Genomic DNA, 21,593 nt, shown 5'->3' with positions numbered 1-21,593 from the left:
TTATGACGGAAGGATAAATGCCTCACGCGTCCTTTTCATTAAGAGACGACGTGCCCGGCTCGGCCGATGCGGAGGGTTCAGCCTTCGGGCCGCCCTTGGCGACACCCACCATCGCGGGGCGCAGAACGCGGTCACCGATGGTGAAACCGGCCTGAATGACCTGAAGTACGGTATTGTTGGGAACCGCCGTGTTCGGAACTTCGAACATGGCCTGATGGAAATTCGGGTCGAATTTCTGGCCTTCGGCATCGATCTTCTTCACACCGTGGCGCTCCAGCGTCGACAGCATCGAGCGCTCGGTCATTTCCACGCCTTCGATCAGGCCGTTGAGACCGGCTTCGCCATTGGTCTTGAGTTCGTCCGGAATGGCTTCCAGCGCGCGGCGAAGATTATCGGAAACGGCAAGCATGTCGCGGGCAAAACCGGCCAGCGAATAGGCCTTGGCATCCTTGACGTCACGCTCGGTGCGGCGGCGAAGATTGTCCATCTCGGCTGCAAGGCGGAGGAATTTATCGCGCAGATCGGCGTTCTCAGCCTTGAGCAGTTCCACCGGATCGGGCTCTGCCGTTTCGGCCTGTTCTTCACCTGCCTGGGCAGGATCGACAAACTCTTCCGCGACGTCCGCGTCAGGTCCGGGCTTTTTTGTATCGTCGGTCATGACGTTCTCCAGATTAGACTGTTATTGGGTTGGGCCCGATATCGAGCTTTGACGGGCAAAAATCAAGGCTTGCGGCAAAAAGCTTGCCGCATTCTCTGATCTTGCTGATGTGTCCTATCTCTGTTTGCGGGAAAGGCGCGCCATGATCTGCGCGGTATAATCGACCATCGGTACGATACGGGCATAGTTCAGCCTGGTAGGCCCGATGACGCCGACAGCACCCACGACACGATTTTCCTCATCGCGATAGGGCGCGACGATGAGAGAGGAACCGGAGAGCGAAAACAGCTTGTTTTCAGAGCCGATGAAAATCCTGACCCCTGAACCGCTTTCCGCCAGATTGAGAATCTCGATCAGATTTTCCTTACGCTCGAGATCGTCGAACAACATGCGTACCCGATCGATATCTTCCTCACCAGCGAGGCCCTCGAGCAGGTTGGAGCGGCCGCGAACGATGAGCCGGCCGAGCTTGCCTTCCTCATTGTCGCCCGCCCATATAGCGAGACCACGCTCCACGAGATCCTGCGCCAGCATGCCGAGTTCCGACTGCAACTCCGTACGCTGGGTCTGGAACTGCCCGCGTAACTCCTGCAGCGTCTGTCCGGACAGGTGGGCATTGATGAAATTCGCCGCCTCGGTCAATTGCGAAGAGGAGATGCCGGCCGGCAATTCGATGATACGGTTTTCGACCTGATTGTGATCGCCGACCAGCACCGCGAGCGCCTTGGTGGGCTCGAGCCTGATGAATTCGACATGTTTGAGGATGACATCATTCTTGGCCGTCAGCACGAGGCCAGCCCCGCGCGACATGCCTGACAGCATGCGGCTCGCTTCCGTCAGCAAACCTTCCAGCGATTGTTCGTGGCCGGCAACCGGCCCGATCTGACGGTCGATATTCGCCCGCTCATCGGCAGGAAGATCGCCCACCTGCATGAAGGCATCCACGAAGAAGCGCAGCCCCGTCTGCGTGGGCAGGCGTCCGGCGCTGATATGCGGCGAATAGATGAGACCAAGCTCCTCCAGGTCGCTCATGACGTTGCGGACGGAGGCCGGGGAAAGCGACATCGGCAGAAGCCGCGACAGGCTGCGCGATCCGAGCGGCTCGCCCGTATCGAGATAACCTTCGACGATGCGCCGGAAAATTTCCCGCGACCGCTCATCGAGCAGCGATGCCTGATCTTTTGAAAGCGGTGCTGAAAAACCCATCTTGTCCGTTCTTTATCGTCCAAATCTACTTTACGCCAATATAATGCGTTGCAACGCCGGGGCAAAACGGAAATTGGCTTTGCAAAAGCCCGGAGCGCACCTTAGAAGGCAGGAACCAACATGGAGAGTGGATCATATGCGGCCTTCAGGCAGAAAAACCGACCAGATGCGCAAGGTTTCCTTCGAGCGCAATTTCTCGAAGCATGCCGAAGGCTCCTGTCTCGTGAAATTCGGCGACACGCATGTGCTCGTCACCGCAAGCCTTGAAGAAAAGACGCCGCCGTGGCTGCGCAACAGCGGCAAGGGCTGGGTCACCGCTGAATACGGCATGCTGCCACGCTCTACCAATGAACGCATGAAGCGTGAGGCTGCTTCCGGCAAGCAGGGCGGCCGCACGCAGGAAATCCAGCGCCTCATCGGCCGCTCGCTGCGCGCCGTCGTTGACCTGCAGGCCCTTGGCGAACGCCAGATCAGCATCGACTGCGATGTCATCCAGGCCGATGGCGGCACCCGCACCGCCTCCATTACCGGTGCATGGATTGCCCTGCATGACTGCCTGAAGTGGATGGAAACCCGTAACATGATCAAGGTCGAGAAGGTTCTGAAGGACCATATCGCCGCGATCTCCTGCGGTATCTTCGCCAAGCAGCCGGTGATCGATCTCGATTATCTGGAAGACTCTTCCGCCGAGACCGACGCGAATTTCGTGATTACCGGTTCCGGCGGCATCGTCGAGGTTCAGGGAACGGCGGAAGGTGCGCCCTTCTCGGAGGAAGAGTTCCTGACGCTGCTCGGTCTTGCCAAGGCCGGTTGCAGCGAACTGGTTGCCCTTCAGAAACAGGCAATCGCCTGAGCCGACAGGAAAACGTCATGCGCAAGCTCGATACCAGAACGATCGTCGTCGCCAGCCACAACAAGGGCAAGATCGCCGAGATCGCCGATCTGATCGGGCCTTTCGGTTTCTCCGCCAAATCGGCGGCGGAGCTGAACTTCTCCGAGCCGGAAGAGACGGGTACTACCTTCGAGGAAAATGCCGCCATCAAGGCGCTCGCGTCTGCGAAGGCGTCCGGCCTGCCGGCATTGTCCGACGATTCCGGCCTCGTGATTGACGCGCTCGATGGTGCACCCGGTGTCTATACCGCCAATTGGGCGGAAACGGCCGATGGCACGCGCGATTTCGCCATGGCGATGCAGAAGGTCGAGGATGCGCTGGCCGAGCGCGGAGCCTCCAAGCCGGAAGATCGCACGGCCCGCTTTGTCAGCGTGCTGTGCCTGGCCTGGCCGGATGGGCATGTCGAATATTTCCGTGGCGAGGTCGAAGGCACCGTGGTGTGGCCGCCGCGCGGTACGAGCGGTTTCGGTTATGATCCCATCTTTAAACCCGATGGATATGACACCACATTCGGCGAAATGAGCGCGGATGAAAAACACGGCTGGAAACATGGCGACGCTTTCGCACTTTCTCACCGCGCCCGGGCGTTCAAAAAATTCGTAGAAACCTGCCTGGAGGCATGAACCCGATGGTCGGGGAGCACCAACTTTCTGCCCCCGGCGCATCGCTTCTGCCGGATACGGGCGATCCCGGTTTCGGGATCTATCTGCACTGGCCCTTCTGCGCGGCCAAATGCCCCTATTGCGATTTCAACAGCCATGTCCGCCACCGGCCGGTGGATCAGGAACGGTTTACGGCGGCTTTCCTGCGTGAAATGGAACATATGCGGACGCTGAGCGGCCCGCGCGTCGTCACCAGCATTTTCATGGGCGGCGGTACGCCTTCGCTGATGGACCCACAGACGGTCGGTGCGCTACTGGATGGCATCTCGCGTTTCTGGCATGTGCCTGATGGTATCGAGATCACCATGGAGGCTAATCCTTCCAGCGTCGAGGCAGAACGGTTTCGGGGTTATCGGGCGGCAGGCGTCAATCGTGTCTCGCTCGGCGTGCAGGCACTGAATGACCGCGACCTGAAATTCCTCGGCCGCCTGCATGATGTCGCCGATGCCTTGAAAGCCATTCGGTTGGCGCGGGAGATTTTTCCGCGTATGTCCTTCGATCTCATCTATGCCCGCCCGAACCAGACGGTGGCCGAATGGGACGCCGAACTGAAGGAGGCTGTCTCCTATGCCGTCGACCATCTGTCGCTCTATCAGCTGACGATCGAGGAAGGCACACCCTTTTATGGCCTGCACAAGGCCGGCAAGCTCATCGTTCCGGATGGCGAACATTCGGCCGTGCTTTATGAGGCGACGCAGGAAATCACCGAGCGTTACGGCATGCCGGCCTATGAGGTTTCCAATCACGCCCGGCCCGGCGCCGAAAGCCGCCATAACCTCACCTACTGGCGATATGGCGATTATGCCGGCATCGGCCCCGGTGCGCATGGACGCCTGACGCGTGGCGCTTCCAAGCTCGCCACCGCTACCGAGCGGCACCCCGAGACCTGGCTCGAAACCGTTGAGCGGGAAGGCCATGGCATGGTCGACCAGGAATTGCTCGGTGTCGATGAACAGGCTGATGAATTGCTGCTGATGGGCCTTCGCCTGCGCGAAGGCATCGATCTCGCCCGTTGGAGCGATCTCTCCGGCCGCGACCTCGACCCGGAAAAGGAGGAGTTTCTCCTTCAGCACGGTTTCGTGGAAAGGCTCGGCAATTCCCGCCTGCGCTGCACACCCTCCGGCATGCTTATTCTGGATGCCGTGGTGGCCGATCTCGCCTGCTGAGGCCAGCGCCACCCGGCTGAACCCGATAACGAGAATTCAATAAAAAAGCGGCCCGAAGGCCGCTTTTTTTCATGCGTTGTTTTCGTTGATCAGGCGTTTCAGTAGCTCAACCTCGTGGCCGAGCTTTGTATCGCCGGAAATCAGATCCTCGATCTTGCGCACCGCGTGAAGAACCGTGGTGTGGTCGCGACCGCCGAAACGACGACCGATCTCGGGAAATGAGCGCGGCGTCAACATCTTGGCCAGATACATGGCGATCTGGCGCGGTTTGACGATGACGCGGGTGCGACGGTTGGACACCAGTTCCTGCCGCGACACATTATAGTGCCTGGCGACGATGCGCTGAATATCCTCGATACGGACACGCTTGGCCTCACCGCTGCCAACGAGGTGCGACAGCAGTTCATCGACACGGTCAACCGAGAGGTTCGGCTCGAAAGAGCGTCGGAACATCAGCTGGTTGAAGGCGCCTTCAAGCTCGCGACCGCTCGCCGTCACGCTTTTGGCCACATGGGTCAGAATTTCGTCCGAAATTTCGAAAGACGGATCATCCTGACGCGCAGAGCCCATGCGACGGTTGAGCATTTCGTAGCGCATGTCGTAATCAGGGCCTTCGATCTCGATCGCCATACCGCCCTGAAGACGGGAACGGACACGCGGATCGAGCGACTCCAGCTCCCAGGGCGCACGGTCAGCCGCAACCACGACCTGCTTGGCGCTGTCGAGCAGCATGTTCAGCAGGTGGCAGAATTCGTGCTGGATCATCTTGCCCTGCAGGAACTGCATGTCGTCGATGACGAGAAGGTCGATATTGCGCAGCGTGTCCTTCAGCGTCAGCGCGTCATTGTCGCGGATCGCAGTCGCAAAACGCCACATGAAATATTCGGCCGTCAGATAGACCACGCGCGGATTGCGCGGGCTGTCGATGGCTGCATTGGCAATGGCCTGCAGAAGATGCGTCTTACCGAGGCCGACCCCCGCATGAATGAACAGCGGATTGAAGCGCACGGCGCCAGCGCCAGCTTCGGCGATCGTTTTTGCCGCCGCAAGGGCGACACGGTTGGACGACCCTTCAACAAAGGTATCAAAGGTAAAGCGTGTATCGAGCGGCGAGCCGAACAGCGGCCCGGAACCACCCTGACGCAGGGTCGCCTGCGCCGCCATAGGCTGAGCCGCAGGCGCTGTCGCGGACTGCGACGGAATGAAGGACTTGTTACGCGGAGCCGCACCAACCTCCTGAACGGGCTGCGCCCGTTCTTCGGTCTGCGCCGGGCGAACCGGACGGCTGGCCGAGCGGACAAGAATCTCCACCTTCAGCACATCCGGATCCTCGCTCTGAACGAGGCTGGTGATCAGATCCATGTAACGGTTGTTGATCCAGGACTTCAGAAAGGTCGTCGGAACGGTAAAGCGGACGACGCTTTTCGAAACGGTATGGAGTTTGAGCCGTGCAAACCAGCTTGCATAGACCTCGGGACCAACCTGTGCCTTGAGCCGCGCGCTAAAACGTTCAAACAGCGCATCATGCATCATTGCCGATTTATCCCCTGCCGCTTCTGAGCAAGCTGCATCACATGCCTTTGGTGCGCGGTCCCCATCAGCCACCGCACCCATCGCCAAATTCAATTGCATATTGCCGCCTTTCAAATTGCCAATCATAGCCTGACGATCAAATATCGACCGCCAGGGATCCCCCTCGTTTATTTTGCCCCCAGCGTTCCCCTCGAAAGAACGACAAAGGCGACTACTCGTTTGCGAGTCGGTTATCCCATTTCACTCCCCCTCATGGAGAGACCTGCGACACGCTAAAAACGCTCCTTTCGTTACAACCTTAAGGCGCATTTTTGAGGACAAAAAGCTCCTTCCCGTTCCGAGACCGAAACGGCACAAAAAGCTCCATGACCTGAAAAAACGGATCTCGAAAGATCCGCTAGCAAGAAGGTGAATATCGTCGATATGATCATCGAGATAATCTGTGGACTGAGCTCCGCACCCCTTGTTGGAATGCATTTAGGCAGGATCGTGGGGAGAGATCAATGGCGTTTTTTCTGCAAAAACTCAGATCGGCCATTGACTCACAAAGGCCGTTTTGCATCACCGACGAGGTACGAAGCAGAATCGCTTATGAATCAATGAGATTCAATTTTGGCAATTTTTGAGAGCCGATTTTACCAAAAAAATAAAAATCTGCTTGACTCAAAACTAGCCGCGACTTCCGTAGAGAAAGCTTCCCACCTTCAGGGAGACCTCCAGTAAATGATTGTTTTTATTATGCTTTTCCTGTCGTCCATCTGACATGCATTTGTCACGTTACGGCAGCAATGGTTAATGGGCAGTTAGAATCACAAAAAGCCCGGTCAAAAGACCAGGCTTTTTGAATAGTTAATTGTGATTAGCCGGATTAGGCGGAAAGAGCCTTAACGCGCTGGGCAAGACGCGACACCTTGCGGGATGCGGTGTTGCCGTGCAGAACGCCACGCGTTGCTGCGCGCTGGATCTCAGGCTGAGCTGCCTTCAGAGCTTCGGTGGCGACTGCCAGATCGCCGGTAGCGATTGCTTCCTCGACCTTGCGGATGAAGCCGCGAACGCGCGAACGGCGAGCCTTGTTGACTGCGGTACGGCGAGCGATCTTGCGGGTCGCCTTTTTCGCCGAAGTTGTATTGGCCATGTATGCCTCTCTTCGAATTCAAACCAAATTCCGCAACCAGAGGATCGGGTCGTTCGACGACCTCACGTAACCCAAGAATGCGGGAGTAATTTCGGACAAGCCGGATGGCTTTCCTTAACCGTGGGCGGGCATATACCGCTAAAGCGCACCCCCGTCAACGCGCAAAACGCTTAAAAGCGCCGATATTCCGAATCCTTAGCGATTCCGGAAAGCGGGTTTGCGCTTTTCAACGAAGGCCGCCATGCCCTCCTTCTGATCCTCCGTCGCAAAGAGCGACTGGAAGGCACGCCGTTCATATCTCAGCCCCTCGGCGAGCGGCACCTCGAAGGAGCGGTTGACGCTTTCCTTGGCCATGAGCACGGAAGCACGCGACAGCGAGGCAATGCGGGTCGCAGCTTCCACCGCCACCTCCATGAGATCTGCAGCCGGCACGATACGCGATACGAGGCCGGCGCGCTCGGCTTCCGCCGCATCCATCATGCGGCCGGTCAGAACGAGGTCCATGGCCTTCGCCTTGCCCACCGCCCGCGTCAGCCGCTGCGATCCGCCCATGCCGGGAATGACGCCGAGGGTGATTTCCGGCTGGCCGAACTTCGCCGTGTCCGAAGCGATAATGAAATCGCACATCATCGCCAGCTCGCAGCCGCCGCCGAGCGCAAAACCGGAAACAGCGGCAATAACAGGCTTGCGTGTGGCCGCAACCTCATCCCAGCCACCCAGGAAATCGCCCACATAGGCATCGACGAAATCCAGCCCCTGCATTTCCTTGATGTCGGCGCCGGCCGCAAATGCCTTTTCCGAGCCGGTGATGATGATGGCGCCGATGGAATCATCGGCTGAGAAAGAAGACAGAATGTGCCGCAGCTCTTTCAGAAGCACCGAATTGAGGGCGTTGAGCACCTTGGGGCGGTTGAGCGTGATGACGCCCACCTCATCGCGCTTCTCGACCAGTATCATTTCATAGTCCACGGCAATCTCCCCTTCTCCGTAATTTGCAGCACCGCTATTTCTGGCAGGCGGCGCAATAGAATGTCGAACGACCGGCCTGCACCACCCTTTCAACCGTACCCCCGCAGCCGGGTGTCCGGCAAGGCTGGCCTTCCTGATCGTAGACCGAAAAGGAATGCTGGAAATAACCGAGCGTTCCATCCGTCTGTATATGGTCGCGCAGGGAGGAGCCGCCGGCGGCAATCGCATCGGCGATCACATCACGGATTTTCTCCGTCAGATCGATGAGCTGCGCTTTCGGTTTGCCACGTGTCGTCACCAGCGTTCCCGCCGCCCGCAAGGGAGAAAGATGGGCGCGCCAAAGCGCCTCGCAGACATAGATATTGCCCAGCCCGGCAATGATCTTCTGATCCAGCAGCGTGCTTTTCAGTGGCTGGCTTTTGCCCTCGAACCGGCTCGCCAGATAATCCGCGCTCAGCGCATTGCCGGTCGGTTCGGGCCCAAGCTCGGCAAAGGCGGGATAGAGGTCGAGCTTGTTGCGCTCCACCAGATGCATGAAGCCGAAGCGGCGCGGATCATTATAGATGACGCAGACGCGCTCCTCTCCTTTATCCAGATGAAAGACGACATGGTCATGCTTGCCGTCTTTCGAGCGGGCATAATGAAAGGCGCCGGGCGCTTCGCCGCCCTCTCCCTTTTCCGCCTCGATGCGGAACGAGCCGGACATGCCGAGATGGGACACGATCGTCAGCCCGTCCTCCAGCTCGATGAGAAGATATTTCGCCCTGCGCCCAAGCGAGATGATCGTTTTTCCTTCGATCAGCCCCGCGAAATCCGCTGGAAACGGAAACCGCAGATCCGGGCGGCCAAGATGGAGCTTGCGGACCCTTGCGCCTTCCATGGCGGGTGCGAGGCCTCGTCTGACGGTTTCGACTTCTGGCAATTCTGGCATCTGGCTTATCCGGCAGTTTATCGTTAGGACCATGTGGTCTATACAGTGCACGCGAAATGTCGCGCCCAGGCGATGCGGCAACAGATAGCGTTGCCATGGCGTTTCCGCTATGGTCCGCCACGCAATAAATATGGAGACAGATGATGACTGACGCCCGTACGACCGCAGAAGGTGGCATGGAAACGTCCTATGGCTTTCACAAGGTGGATGAAGGCAAGAAGCAGGGGCTGGTCAATGAAGTCTTCCATAAGGTGGCCAAGCGCTACGACATTATGAATGACGTGATGTCGGCCGGCCTGCACCGGCTGTGGAAGGACGCCATGGTCTCCGCGCTTTCGCCGCGCAAGGATCCTTCCTACAAGATTCTGGACGTGGCGGGCGGCACTGGCGATGTCGCCTTCCGTATCATCGAAGCCTCCAACCGTCTGGCGCATGCCACCGTTCTCGATATCAACGGCTCGATGCTGGCTGTGGGCGAGGAACGCGCTGCGAAAAAGAAGCTTTCCGACAATCTGACCTTCGTCGAGGCCAATGCCGAGGAGCTGCCCTTCGAGGCGAATACATTCGACGCCTATACGGTCGCCTTCGGCATTCGCAATGTGCCGCGCATCGATGTGGCGCTGAAGGAGGCCTACCGCGTGCTGAAACGCGGCGGACGGCTGCTGGTGCTGGAATTTTCCGAAGTCGACATGCCGCTGCTCGACCGCGTCTATGATGCCTGGTCGTTCAACGCCATTCCGCAATTCGGCAAGATGATCACCGGCGATGCCGAGCCCTATCAATATCTGGTCGAGTCGATCCGCAAATTCCCCAATCAGGAGGATTTTGCAACGATGATCCGTACTGCCGGCTTTTCCCGCGTCACCTATACCAATTATACCGGCGGCATCGCCGCCCTGCATTCCGGCTGGAAGCTTTAAGACCATGCCCGGCAGACGCAGGAGACAAGCATAAGCATGAGTACTTTGGGCGCATATTTCCGCCTCGCTAGGGTTGGCTGGGTTCTCGTGCGCGAAGGCGTCGTGCTGGCTTTGCCGTCCGATGACCTGCCTGCCCCGGCACAATTGTTGAAAGCCGCGCTGAAACCTTTCGCCCGCAGCAAGGCAAAACGGGCGCAGCGCAGCGACCGGCTAGCCGTGGCGGTCGAGCGGCTTGGGCCTTCCTATGTGAAGATGGGCCAGTTTCTGGCCACCCGGCCGGATGTGGTGGGCGCCGATTTCGCCGACGATCTTGCGAGCCTTCAGGACCGCATGGCTTTTTTCCCGGCCGCTGCGGCGAAGGCCAATATCGAAGGTTCGCTCGGACGATCAATTTCGGAGCTTTATAGAGAATTCGGCGACCCGATCGCCGCCGCCTCCATCGCCCAGGTGCACCCGGCCATGGTGGATACACCAAAGGGACCGCGCAAGGTGGCCGTCAAGGTCATTCGACCCGGCGTGCGTCAGCGTTTCCAGAACGATCTCGAGGCGATGTATCTGATTGCCGACCTGCAGCAGCGTTTCGTTCGCTCCGCCCGTCGCCTGCGGCCGGTGGAAGTGACACGCACGCTGGAGCAGACGACCAAGATCGAGATGGATCTGCGGCTCGAGGCCGCCGCACTTTCCGAACTTGCGGAAAATACCAGACAAGATCCCGGCTTCCGTGTTCCCGAAGTGGATTGGGAACGCACCGGCCGCGACGTCGTCACCATGGAATGGATCGACGGCGTCAAGATGTCGGATATCGAGGGACTGAAGGCAGCCGGCCACGACCTGAACAAGCTGGCCGATACGCTGATCCAGTCCTTCCTGCGGCATACGCTGCGCGACGGTTTTTTCCATGCCGACATGCATCCCGGCAACCTCTTCGTCGATGCGAAGGGCGAGATCGTCGCCGTGGATATGGGCATTGCCGGTCGGCTCGGCAAAAAGGAACGCCGCTTCCTTGCCGAAATCCTCTATGGCTTCATCACGCGTGACTACATGCGGGTGGCGGAAGTGCATTTCGAGGCCGGTTACGTGCCGGGCCATCACGACAAGGCCAGCTTCGCCCAGGCGATCCGCGCCATTGGCGAACCAATCCACGGCCAGCCGGCCGAGACGATCTCGATGGGCAAGCTCCTGACTCTGCTGTTCGAAGTGACCGAGCTTTTCGACATGGAAACGCGGCCGGAACTGGTGATGCTGCAAAAGACCATGGTGGTGGTGGAAGGCGTGTCGCGCATGCTCAATCCGCGCTTCAATATGTGGAAGGCGGCCGATCCGGTCGTCGGCGGCTGGATCCGTGACAATCTCGGTCCCAAACGCATCGCCACCGATCTGAAGGACGGCGTGAAGGCGGCACTCAAGCTCGCCGAAGCAGTGCCCGAGATCGCCGCCAAGACCGAGAAGCTGCATTCCGAACTGATGTATATGAGCGAAAACGGCCTGCGTTTTGACGCGCAGACGGCGGAAGCCATCGGCAAAGCGGAAGCGCGCCATACCAAATGGGGGCGGATTGCGCTCTGGGTGATTGCGCTGACGCTTCTCTATATTGCCATCCGAATCAGCTAAGAACGTGAAGGTGCCCGGCGTGACCGCCAGGCGCCTCAGTTATCAAAAAAACCGCCTATTAAGCAGACGTAACGACCGCATGCCATGCTCATGCAATATACGAAGAATAGTGACCTGATCTTCTCAACGAAACAGGTGGCCGATGCGATTGTTAACACTTCTGGTTGGCTCGCTATTCTTCAGTCTTCAACCGGTCGCAGTGCCGGAAGCGATGGCGCAACACAGGGTCTACGATCCCTGTACGGACGGTAGCATAAATGATGGAATACCACGCAGTTGCGACGAGGTGAGACGGGAATTGCGACGCAGCGACAGGTATGATCGAAGGGAATGGGACTATTATCGGCCGATGCGGCCACTTCGCACCGATCCATGCAGGGACGGGCGCGTCAGCGACGGGCAACCGCGATCCTGCGGAGAGTTGCATCGCTGGTTGAATGGTAGATGATTGCCGGACGGGAATTGAAATTCATGGCAAAAGCGCAGGTAATAAAACAGGCCCTTTCCTATTCTTCGTGGCCACTCGTATTTGGCGGCGGCCTCGCGGGATCCTATTTCGCTTTCGCGGGCAGCCATCCGATCGCTGCGTTTCTGGCTGTTTACGCCGGCGCGGTTCTGAGCCTGTTTCTTCTCGAGCGCTATATTCCCTATGAAGTCGAATGGCTTGAGGGTGACGGCGAGACCATGACCAGCATCGGTCACACGCTTTTGACGAAGGGGCTCGTGCAGCTCGCTGCCGCCGCCGCGGCAATCTTCCCGATGCTGGCCGCCAATGTGCTGCAGCCGCTGGCGGCCATGCGTTTCGACCTGTGGCCGTCTCACCTGCCTGTCATCGTTCAGGTCGCGCTTGCGGTGACGATTGCCGAATTCGGTCTCTACTGGGCCCATCGCATCGCGCATGAAACCGTGTTCTTCTGGCGCTTCCATGCGCTGCATCACAGCGTCGTGCGGCTCTGGGTCGTAAATACCGGTCGGTTCCATGTGGCCGATTCCCTGTTCAAGATCACGCTCAGCCAGATTCCGCTCTATTTCATGGGTGCGCCGCTTCAGGTCTTCTGGTGGCTGGGTGCGGTGACCGCGTTCATCGGTATCTTGACCCATTGCAACGTCGATATGAAAACGGGGCTGCTCGACTATATCTTCAGCACCCCGCGCCTGCACCGCTGGCACCATTCGAAGCAGCTTCCGGAAGGCAATACCAATTACGGCGAGAACCTCGTCATCTTCGATATCCTGTTCGGGTCCTATCATAACCCCGATAGGCCCTCTTCCACCGATATCGGCATCAAGGGCGAGATCGCCAAGGGGTTTGTGCCGCAACTGTTGCAGCCCTTCACCAAAGAAGGCGTCCGCCAGATCATCGGTAAGGACAAGAAGGTAAGCTGACGGCAAATTATAGGCGGGGCGCGTTATCGATCACGATGCCCAGTTCGCCCCGCAGTTTTTTTGTCAGGCCGGCTGCGACAAGCTCATAGGAGCGGCGCACATAGTGCTCCAGTTCTTCCTGTTCGAGCGGGGAATGATCGCCAATCGATATCCATTTGCGTTTGGCGAAATATGGTGCCTGAGCGATGCCCTCAAGCGAGGTGAGGATTTCAAAACTCTCTTCCGAGCATTTCACCACCAGCCGCCAGTCTTCCCGTTCGCCCAGCACCGCAAAGACCTTGTCGCCCACCTTGGCCACATGTGAATCCCATTGATCGACGAAACGCACGCCCGGCCATTCGCCAAGCACCCTGTCGAATGTCTTGCGATCAAAGAGGGTCATGCGAGTTTCTCCGCGATAAGGGCTGCCAGACGTTTTGCGACTTCCGCCTTGTCGAGATCCGGCCAGGCCTCGACACCATCGGCCGAAATGATCTTCACGCTGTTGCGGTCTCCGCCCATGATGCCGGTTTCTGCCGATACATCGTTGGCGATGATATAATCCGCACCCTTACGCTCCAGCTTGGCGCGGCCGTTTTTCTCCACATCCTGCGTTTCGGCGGCGAAACCCACCACCACCCTGGGGCGCTTTTCATGGTGGCCGACGGTCTTGAGAATATCCGGATTCTCCGTCAGCTGCAGCGCCGGCGGCGCATCGCCCGGCTGCTTCTTGATCTTTTGTTCCGAGGAACCTGTCACCCGCCAGTCGGCAACCGCGGCGACCATGACGGCGATATCCGCAGGAAGCCTAGAGATCACCGCATCGCGCATCTCTTCTGCGCGCTCGACATGGATCGTTGTCACCCCGGCGGGATCGGCGATGGTGACGGGGCCGGAAACCAGCGTGACCTCCGCGCCCAGTGCCGCGAGAGCCGCTGCGATGGCATGACCCTGCTTGCCGGAAGAGCGGTTGGCAATATACCGCACCGGATCGATCGGCTCATGCGTAGGCCCGGAAGTGACGATCGCCGTTTTGCCTTTGAGCGGCTTCGAGCTGCCATCCAGCAGCGATAAGACGGCTTCGACGATCTGCAAAGGCTCCGCCATGCGGCCAAGGCCAGCCTCGCCCGTCTCCGCCATCTCGCCGGCCATGGGCCCGATGAAAAACACGCCATCCCTCTTCAGCGTTTCGACATTGCGCATCGTTGGCTTTGCCGACCACATTTTCGGATTCATGGCCGGTGCAACAAGCACCTTGCGATCCGTCGCGAGAAGGACTGCGGAGGCAAGATCGTCAGCCAAGCCATTCGCCATCTTCGCCATCAGATCGGCGGTGGCGGGCGCCACCAGCACGAGATCGCAGTCGCGCGCCAGCCTGATATGGCCGACATCCTGCTCGTCCTGCCTGGAAAAAATCTCGGTGAAGACATTGCTGGCTGAAAGCGCGCCGACGGCAAGCGGAGTGACGAATTCCTGAGCACCCTTGGTCATGACAGGTGTCACCTTCGCGCCGCGCTCTTTCAGGCGGCGGATGAGATCGAGGCTCTTATAGGCTGCGATGCCGCCGGAGATGATGAGGAGAATATGTTTGCCTGAAAGCGTCATGATGCCGGACCAGTTTCCCGTTTACGGGGAAACTAAGCCCTTGGCATTCAAAGTGCAATCCGGCTGATATCACGCCGCCTTGGCGACGTGATATTCCTTGATGGCGACCATCTTGATTGCCGGAAACCGCTCGGATTCATACCGCAGCGAGAAGGCGTCCTGCGCCAGAAACACCGGATCGCCATCGAGATCGCGGGCGATATCACCACGCTTGACGTTGAGGAACTTGTCCATCTCCGCCGGCTGATCCGACGAAATCCAGCGGCAGACCGAAAAGCGCGACATTTCGAACGAGACCGGCAGGCCATATTCGCCCATCAGCCGTTCCTTCAACACGTCGAGCTGCAGTGCGCCGACGACGCCGACGATGGCGGGCGAACCGTCTTCCGGCGAGAAGAGCTGTACGACGCCCTCTTCCGCCATCTGCTGCAGCGCTTCCTTCAGCTTCTTCGCCTTCATGGCGTCCTCCAGCCGCACGCGGCGCAGGATTTCCGGCGAGAAGTTCGGCACACCCTGGAAGACAAGGTTTTCGCCCTCGGTCAGCGTATCGCCGATGCGCAGCGTGCCGTGGTTGGGAATGCCGACCACATCGCCCGCAAAGGCGGTATCGGCCAACTGACGCTGCGAGGCGAAGAAGAATTGCGGCGCGGTGAGCCCCATCAGCTTGCCGGTACGCGACAACCGCGCCTTCATGCCGCGCTCCAGCTTGCCGGAGCAGATGCGGGCAAAGGCAATACGGTCGCGGTGGTTGGGGTCCATATTGGCCTGAATTTTGAAGACGAAAGCCGTCATCTTGTCTTCTGCCGCATGCACGACGCGGGTATCCGCTACCTGATCGCGCGGCGGCGGGGCGAAATCACCCAGCGCATTGATGAGGTCGCGCACACCGAAATTGCGCAGTGCCGAACCGAAGAACACCGGCGTCATATGACCTTCGAGAAACGCCTGACGGTCGAAAGGACGGCAGGCTTCCAGCGCCAGTTCCGTCTCTTCGACAAAGACCTTGCGTTCGTTTTCCGGCAGACGGTCGGCGACCGCCTGCGGGCCGTTGACCGAAAGGCCGTCCACCTGCGTGTCGTTGCCACGAAAGGTGTTTTCGGCAAGATTGTAAGCGCCACAGAAGCTTTTCGCCCGGCCGACCGGCCAGGTAATCGGCGCGGTATCGAGCGCCAGCTTCTCCTCGACCTCATCCAGAATCTCGAAGGGATCGCGGCTTTCGCGGTCCATCTTGTTGATGAAGGTGATGATCGGAATATCGCGCATGCGGCAGACTTCGAAGAGCTTCAGCGTGCGCGGCTCGATACCCTTGGCGGCGTCGATGACCATGATCGCAGCATCCACCGCCGTCAGCGTGCGGTAAGTATCGTCAGCGAAGTCTTCGTGGCCGGGCGTATCGAGAATGTTGAAGACGCGGTCGTTATATTCGAAGGTCATGACCGAGGTGACGACCGAAATGCCGCGCTCGCGCTCGATCTTCATCCAGTCCGAACGGGTCTGGATGCGGTCCTTCTTCGCCTTCACCTCACCGGCAAGCTGGATCGCTCCACCGAACAGCAGCAGTTTTTCGGTAAGCGTGGTCTTACCCGCGTCCGGGTGCGCGATAATAGCAAAGGTGCGGCGGCGGGAGACCGCCTCGGCAAGTGTTTCGGCCATCTGACAAATCCTGTGAATTGCGGGCTATCTAGCGTTTCAGGCCCGCATTTGCAATTGACCTCGCCGCGATCTCGGCAAACTAATGCCGCATGACCGTTCAAAACGACAATCGACCCCTCCTCCGGCTCGTGCGTCTCGCCAATGGCGCAGACCTCGAATTGCCATCCTATGAAACCCGTGGCGCCGCCGGCATGGACCTGCGCGCCGCAGTGCCGGCCGATGAACCGCTGAATTTGCAGCCGGGCGAACGGGCTCTGGTGCCGACAGGTTTCATCTTCGAAGTTCCGCAAGGCTATGAGGCGCAAATCCGTCCGCGCTCCGGTCTTGCCATCAAGAACGGCATCACCTGCCTCAACTCCCCCGGCACGGTGGACAGCGATTATCGCGGCGAAGTGAAGGTCATCCTCGCCAATCTGGGGCAGGATGATTTCACCATCGAACGCGGCATGCGTATTGCGCAGATGGTGATCGCGCCGGTGACGCAGGTTACTGTGAGCGAAGTGACGGAAACCTCCGAGACGGCGCGCGGTGCCGGCGGTTTCGGTTCGACCGGGGTGTAGCCGACAAGCAGCATGATCGATTGTTTTTACCCGGCAATTTCGGTATTGATCGAGCGGATTTTCCGGGAAAAACGATCATGACGCTGACGACCCTTCTAGCCTATGCCACTGCCCTCTTCATCGCCGCTGCCATTCCCGGCCCCGGCATGACGGCGATCGTGGCGCGGGCGCTGGGTTCGGGCTTCCGGGAAACCTTCTTCATGGGCCTCGGGCTGGTGCTGGGCGATATGATCTACCTGACCGGCGTGATACTCGGCCTCGCCTTCGTGGCACAGACCTTTCAGGAGGCCTTCATGGTCCTGAAATTCGCTGGTGCGGCTTATCTTCTCTATATCGCCTGGAAGCTCTGGACTGCCGGCCTCTTGCCGCAGGACCTGAAGGCGAGAAAAAGCACCAGCATACCTATGTCGTTTCTGTCCGGCTTACTGATCACGCTCGGTAATCCAAAAACGATGCTGTTTTATGTGGCGCTGGTGCCGACGCTGATCGACATCCGCATGATCGGCCCGTCGGAATATGCGACACTGCTGGCGCTGACCTTCGTCGTGCTGATGGCCGTTCTCCTGCCGTACATCCTGCTTGCGGCCAAGGCACGCAATCTCTTGAAACGGCCGAGCGCCTTGACGATCCTCAACCGCACGGCGGCGGGCATTCTGGCCGGAACGGCGACGATGATCGCAATCCGCAGCACCTGAAATAAATTCATACGCCTGCCCCATTTTCCGTAAAATTATTCCGGTCATTTCGCGATATTAGGACGAACGTTCGCTAGCCTGAGAGGGCTATTGCTCCTATTCTGCCGCTCGAACTTGCGGTCTTCATACAGGAGAACATCATGCCCGAAGCCAGAAAGCCCGGACGCGGACGCGTCTATTCCTCAATCACGGAAACAATCGGCGACACGCCGATCGTGAGGCTCGACAAGCTGGCGAAGGAAAAGGGCGTGAAGGCAAACCTGCTCGCCAAGCTGGAGTTCTTCAACCCTATCGGTTCCGTGAAGGACCGTATCGGCGTTGCCATGATCGAAGCGCTGGAAGCACAGGGTAAGATCACTCCCGGCAAGACGACGCTGGTGGAGCCGACTTCAGGTAATACCGGCATCGCGCTCGCCTTTGCCGCCGCCGCCAAGGGTTACAAGCTGATCCTCACCATGCCGGAAACCATGTCGGTTGAACGCAGAAAGATGCTGGCGCTGCTGGGTGCCGAGCTGGTGCTGACCGAAGGCCCGAAGGGCATGAAGGGCGCCATTGCCAAGGCTCAGGAACTGGCAGAGACCCTGCCCGACGCCGTCATTCCCCAACAATTCGAAAACCCCGCCAATCCGGATATTCACCGCAGGACAACGGCGGAAGAAATCTGGAACGACACCGATGGCACGGTCGATATCCTCGTTTCCGGGATCGGCACCGGCGGCACGATCACCGGCACGGGCCAGGTTCTGAAATCCCGCAAGCCCGAAGTGAAGGTGATTGCGGTCGAGCCCGCCGACAGCCCGGTTCTTTCCGGCGGCAATCCCGGCCCGCACAAGATTCAGGGCATCGGCGCCGGCTTTGCACCCGCCATTCTCGACACCGGCGTCTATGATGAAATCGTCACCGTGACCAATGACGAGGCATTTGAAATTGCGCGTCTGGCGGCACGGCTCGAAGGCGTGCCGGTCGGCATCTCCTCGGGTGCGGCACTGGCCGCGGCCATCAAGGTCGGCGCGCGTGAGGAAAATGCCGGCAAGAACATCGTCGTCATCATTCCTTCTTTCGCAGAACGTTATCTTTCGACCGCGCTTTTCGAAGGCCTTGGGCTTTAAGTCAGGTTCTCGCGCACGGTGCTTATGCACCGGTCAATTGATATCCCGATGTGCCGCCCGCCCCGCTGGCGGCACATCGTTTTTTTGCGGTTAAGGCCCGAAGATCAACTTTCTAAGCGGCGACCGTCAGCCTTTCCCCCGCGATGCGGTAGGACACGGCTTCCGCCACATGGATGCGGCCAACCGTCTGCTTACCATCCAGATCGGCGAGCGTGCGGGCGACCTTGAGAATGCGATGATAACCGCGCGCGGAAAACTTCAGCCGCTCGGCGGCGTCGCGCAGCAATTGCAGCCCGGATGCATCCGGTTCGGCATATTTTTCGATCAGCGTCGTTGTACAGCGGGCATTGGTGCGGATGGCAGGAAACCCCGCCGCCGCATAACGTTCCTGCTGGGCAAGGCGGGCCCGTGCGACCCGGGCGGCAACCACCGCACTCGGCTCGGATACGACGGGTCGGATGAGATCGGTCGCGGAAACGGCGGGAACGTCGATGCGAATATCGATGCGATCCAGCAGCGGACCTGAAATGCGGGACTGATAATCGGTTACACAACGCGGACCTCTGGCACAGGTGAAGCCCGGCTCTCCCGCCATGCCGCAGCGGCAGGGGTTCATGGCAGCCACGAGCTGAATTTCGGCGGGATAACTGACGCGATGATTGGCCCTTGCGATGATGCATTCGCCAGTTTCCAGCGGCTGGCGCAGCGCATCCAGCACCTGCGGCGAAAATTCCGGGAATTCATCCAGAAACAGGACGCCGTGATGGGCAAGCGAGGCCTCACCCGGTCTGGCGCGCAACCCGCCGCCGATCAGCGCCGCCATGGTGGCGGAATGGTGCGGTGTGCGGAACGGTCTGCGGTCCGAGAGCTTGCCGCCCGATAATTGGCCGGCAATGGAATGCACCATCGACACTTCCAGCAGTTCCGCCACCTCCAGCGGCGGCAGGATGGAAGGCAGCCGAGCGGCGAGCATCGATTTGCCAGAACCGGGCGGCCCGACCATCAGCAGATTATGGCCGCCGGCGGCCGCGACCTCCATAGCGCGCCGCGCGCTTTCCTGTCCCTTGATATCGGCCAGATCCGGCAGATTGACCGGATTGGCGCGGATGGCGGGTGTGGGGCGCGACAGAAGCTGGGTGCCGCGAAAATGATTGGCGAGCGCAATGAGGCTGCGCGGGGCGAGAATATCGATGCCGGCGCCGGCCCAGGCCGCTTCCGGCCCGCTTTCAGCCGGACAGATCAAGCCCTTGCCGAGCGCATTGGCACCGATGGCCGCCGGAAGCGCACCAGAAACCGTACCAATCGTGCCATCAAGATTGAGTTCACCGAGAACCACATATTGGCTGAGCGCTTCCGCCGGTATGGCCCCCAGAGCAGCCATGAGACCGAGAGCGATGGGAAGATCGAAATGCGATCCTTCCTTCGGCAAATCGGCAGGCGCCAGATTGACGGTGACTTTTTTTGCCGGCAAGGCCAGACCCGAGGCGTGCAGGGCGGCCTGCACCCGCTCGCGGCTTTCAGCCACCGCCTTGTCCGGCAGGCCGACAATCTGGATGCCGATCTTGCCGGGTGCGACCATCACCTGCACCTCGACGGGCACGCCCTCTATGCCCTGAAACGCAACCGTATTGACCCGTGCCACCATGGCCTGCCCCCGCAAACCGGCCGCATCATCGGAACTTCATGTTCCATGGCGGCCACTCGCAAGCAACGTGCCACAGCGCAAAGAATAAAACAAGAACACCTAGAGAACAATTTCTCGCAGGCGATGTATTTTAGTTGTATCGAGTTGCACGCACGGAACAAACCGGGAGCGATTGAAATCGCTTCAGAAATCCTGGGCGTCGCGTTTTTTCTCGATCGCATCCCACAGCAGGCTCGCCACATCGGCGCCGCCGAATTTACGCACTTCGCGAATGCCGGTCGGTGAGGTGACGTTGATTTCCGTCATATAATCACCGATCACATCGATACCGACGAAGAGGAAACCGCGCTCGCGCAGGGCAGGACCGATGCGGCGGCAGATTTCCTGTTCCCGCGCCGTCAGTTCCGTCGGCTCAGGCCGGCCGCCGGCGTGCATGTTGGAGCGGGCATCGTTTTCCGCCGGCACGCGGTTGATCGCACCCACCGGCTCGCCATCCACCAGCAGGATGCGCTTGTCGCCCTTTCGGACATCAGGCAGGTATTCCTGGGCGATATAGGGCTCACGGAACATCTGGCCGAACATCTCCAGCAGGGAGGAGAAATTGCGGTCATCACGCGCCGAATGGAAGACCCCCGCGCCGCCATTACCGTAGAGCGGCTTGAGGATGATATCGCCCATCTCATTGCGGAAGCGGGCGATCTCGGAAACGTCCTTGGTGATCAGCGTCTTCGGCATCAGGTCGGCGAATTCGGTGACGAAAATCTTCTCCGGCGAGTTACGCACCCAGGCGGGGTCATTGACAACAAGCGTCTTGGGATGAATCCGCTCCAGGAGATGGGTCGAGGTGATGTAGGCCATATCGAAGGGCGGGTCCTGGCGCAAATGAATGACATCCATGGTCGAAAGATCGACCCGCTCCGGCTCCGACAGGGAAAAATGATCGCCCTTGATGTCGCGCAGTTCCATCTGCTCGACTGTGGCGTAAATCTTGCCATCGCGCATGGAAAGCCGCTCGGGCGTATAATGGAACAGCCGGTATCCGCGCGCCTGCGCCTCAAGGCTGATGGCGAAGGTGGAGTCGCCGGCAATATTGATGCCGGAGACATGATCCATCTGGATCGCGACGTTCTTGATCTTCGCCATGCACATCTTCCTCTTGCAGTATGCGGACGCTTCGCCGGTCCGCCCTGCCCCTTGCTCGCTTTTCAAGCTTCCCGGCAGGACCGGAAGAGACCCCGGAAATGCTTCAGAAAACCCTGAAGATGTAGGGCAGCGACC

Annotated in this window: 20 protein-coding genes; 9 read left to right on the top strand and 11 right to left on the bottom strand. The window is 59.3% G+C overall.

The features are described 5' to 3' along the window. Positions 1 to 22: 22 nt before the first annotated feature. Positions 23 to 658 (bottom strand): nucleotide exchange factor GrpE, encoded by a 636-nt coding sequence (gene grpE, locus ATU_RS01580; RefSeq protein ID WP_010970822.1) that lies wholly within the window; start codon positions 656 to 658, stop codon positions 23 to 25. Positions 659 to 772: 114 nt separating this feature from the next. After that, the gene (gene hrcA / locus ATU_RS01575) at positions 773 to 1,864 is read right to left on the bottom strand and encodes a heat-inducible transcriptional repressor HrcA (protein WP_006310175.1); all 1,092 of its coding nucleotides are present in this window, start codon (positions 1,862 to 1,864) and stop codon (positions 773 to 775) included. 136 nt (positions 1,865 to 2,000) lie between these two features. Here hrcA and rph point away from each other — a divergent pair, with 136 nt between their 5' ends. The 3 genes from rph to hemW are packed head-to-tail and all read left to right on the top strand — an operon-like array spanning position 2,001 to position 4,584. Continuing rightward, on the top strand, positions 2,001 to 2,717 hold the full coding sequence (gene rph, locus ATU_RS01570; RefSeq protein WP_006310174.1) for a ribonuclease PH: 717 nt from the start codon (positions 2,001 to 2,003) through the stop codon (positions 2,715 to 2,717). Between the two features lie 17 nt (positions 2,718 to 2,734). Further along, positions 2,735 to 3,379 (top strand): RdgB/HAM1 family non-canonical purine NTP pyrophosphatase, encoded by a 645-nt coding sequence (gene rdgB / locus ATU_RS01565; RefSeq protein WP_010970821.1) that lies wholly within the window; start codon positions 2,735 to 2,737, stop codon positions 3,377 to 3,379. A 5-nt stretch (positions 3,380 to 3,384) separates the two neighbouring features. After that, a complete protein-coding gene (gene hemW, locus ATU_RS01560) occupies positions 3,385 to 4,584 on the top strand; it encodes a radical SAM family heme chaperone HemW (RefSeq protein ID WP_006310172.1) in 1,200 nt (399 codons plus the stop codon). Positions 4,585 to 4,653: 69 nt separating this feature from the next. Here hemW and dnaA read toward each other — a convergent pair whose 3' ends face one another. From dnaA to mutM, 4 genes are all read right to left on the bottom strand, one after another. After that, on the bottom strand, positions 4,654 to 6,117 hold the full coding sequence (dnaA, locus tag ATU_RS01555) for a chromosomal replication initiator protein DnaA (RefSeq protein WP_006310171.1): 1,464 nt from the start codon (positions 6,115 to 6,117) through the stop codon (positions 4,654 to 4,656). An 868-nt stretch (positions 6,118 to 6,985) separates the two neighbouring features. Further along, positions 6,986 to 7,252 carry a 30S ribosomal protein S20 gene (gene rpsT / locus ATU_RS01550; protein WP_006310170.1) on the bottom strand — a complete coding sequence of 89 codons (267 nt, stop codon included), beginning with the start codon at positions 7,250 to 7,252 and terminating at the stop codon, positions 6,986 to 6,988. Positions 7,253 to 7,447: 195 nt separating this feature from the next. Continuing rightward, positions 7,448 to 8,209, bottom strand: coding sequence for an enoyl-CoA hydratase (locus ATU_RS01545; protein WP_010970819.1), 762 nt, complete (start codon positions 8,207 to 8,209; stop codon positions 7,448 to 7,450). Positions 8,210 to 8,255: 46 nt separating this feature from the next. Beyond that, the gene (mutM, locus tag ATU_RS01540; protein WP_010970818.1) at positions 8,256 to 9,152 is read right to left on the bottom strand and encodes a bifunctional DNA-formamidopyrimidine glycosylase/DNA-(apurinic or apyrimidinic site) lyase; all 897 of its coding nucleotides are present in this window, start codon (positions 9,150 to 9,152) and stop codon (positions 8,256 to 8,258) included. 143 nt (positions 9,153 to 9,295) lie between these two features. On the opposite strand from mutM, the gene ubiE reads away from it, so the two are divergent. The 3 genes from ubiE to olsE all read left to right on the top strand — a co-directional run bounded on the left by ubiE (position 9,296) and on the right by olsE (position 13,069). Beyond that, the gene (ubiE, locus tag ATU_RS01535) at positions 9,296 to 10,072 is read left to right on the top strand and encodes a bifunctional demethylmenaquinone methyltransferase/2-methoxy-6-polyprenyl-1,4-benzoquinol methylase UbiE (protein ID WP_006310167.1); all 777 of its coding nucleotides are present in this window, start codon (positions 9,296 to 9,298) and stop codon (positions 10,070 to 10,072) included. A 36-nt stretch (positions 10,073 to 10,108) separates the two neighbouring features. Further along, positions 10,109 to 11,683: a 2-polyprenylphenol 6-hydroxylase gene (gene ubiB, locus ATU_RS01530; RefSeq protein WP_010970817.1), complete on the top strand. Its 1,575-nt coding sequence runs from the start codon at positions 10,109 to 10,111 to the stop codon at positions 11,681 to 11,683. Between the two features lie 471 nt (positions 11,684 to 12,154). Continuing rightward, positions 12,155 to 13,069, top strand: coding sequence for an ornithine lipid hydroxylase OlsE (gene olsE / locus ATU_RS01525; protein WP_010970816.1), 915 nt, complete (start codon positions 12,155 to 12,157; stop codon positions 13,067 to 13,069). 7 nt (positions 13,070 to 13,076) lie between these two features. Here olsE and ATU_RS01520 read toward each other — a convergent pair whose 3' ends face one another. The 3 genes from ATU_RS01520 to ATU_RS01510 form a co-directional block, all read right to left on the bottom strand. Next, a complete protein-coding gene (locus tag ATU_RS01520) occupies positions 13,077 to 13,451 on the bottom strand; it encodes an MmcQ/YjbR family DNA-binding protein (RefSeq protein WP_010970815.1) in 375 nt (124 codons plus the stop codon). Next, positions 13,448 to 14,653 carry a bifunctional phosphopantothenoylcysteine decarboxylase/phosphopantothenate--cysteine ligase CoaBC gene (coaBC, locus tag ATU_RS01515; protein WP_010970814.1) on the bottom strand — a complete coding sequence of 402 codons (1,206 nt, stop codon included), beginning with the start codon at positions 14,651 to 14,653 and terminating at the stop codon, positions 13,448 to 13,450. The genes ATU_RS01520 and coaBC overlap by 4 nt, the downstream gene beginning before the upstream one ends. A gap of 69 nt (positions 14,654 to 14,722) precedes the next feature. Then, on the bottom strand, positions 14,723 to 16,306 hold the full coding sequence (locus tag ATU_RS01510; protein ID WP_006310162.1) for a peptide chain release factor 3: 1,584 nt from the start codon (positions 16,304 to 16,306) through the stop codon (positions 14,723 to 14,725). An 89-nt stretch (positions 16,307 to 16,395) separates the two neighbouring features. Here ATU_RS01510 and dut point away from each other — a divergent pair, with 89 nt between their 5' ends. The 3 genes from dut (at position 16,396) to cysK (ending at position 18,670) form a co-directional block, all read left to right on the top strand. Then, on the top strand, positions 16,396 to 16,866 hold the full coding sequence (dut, locus tag ATU_RS01505; RefSeq protein ID WP_010970813.1) for a dUTP diphosphatase: 471 nt from the start codon (positions 16,396 to 16,398) through the stop codon (positions 16,864 to 16,866). Positions 16,867 to 16,943: 77 nt separating this feature from the next. Beyond that, on the top strand, positions 16,944 to 17,561 hold the full coding sequence (locus ATU_RS01500; RefSeq protein ID WP_010970812.1) for a LysE family translocator: 618 nt from the start codon (positions 16,944 to 16,946) through the stop codon (positions 17,559 to 17,561). Between the two features lie 140 nt (positions 17,562 to 17,701). Beyond that, the gene (cysK, locus tag ATU_RS01495) at positions 17,702 to 18,670 is read left to right on the top strand and encodes a cysteine synthase A (RefSeq protein ID WP_006310159.1); all 969 of its coding nucleotides are present in this window, start codon (positions 17,702 to 17,704) and stop codon (positions 18,668 to 18,670) included. Between the two features lie 112 nt (positions 18,671 to 18,782). Here cysK and ATU_RS01490 read toward each other — a convergent pair whose 3' ends face one another. Continuing rightward, entirely contained in the window at positions 18,783 to 20,315 is a 1,533-nt protein-coding gene (locus ATU_RS01490; RefSeq protein WP_010970811.1) for a YifB family Mg chelatase-like AAA ATPase, read from the bottom strand. 183 nt (positions 20,316 to 20,498) lie between these two features. Continuing rightward, positions 20,499 to 21,458 (bottom strand): glutathione synthase, encoded by a 960-nt coding sequence (gshB, locus tag ATU_RS01485; RefSeq protein ID WP_006310157.1) that lies wholly within the window; start codon positions 21,456 to 21,458, stop codon positions 20,499 to 20,501. Positions 21,459 to 21,593: the final 135 nt, after the last annotated feature.

The sequence above is a fragment of the Agrobacterium fabrum str. C58 genome, from assembly GCF_000092025.1.
Lineage (GTDB): Bacteria > Pseudomonadota > Alphaproteobacteria > Rhizobiales > Rhizobiaceae > Agrobacterium > Agrobacterium fabrum.
The sequence above is the reverse complement of the archived record's forward strand: the minus strand, read 5'-3'. Positions and strand labels throughout refer to the sequence as shown.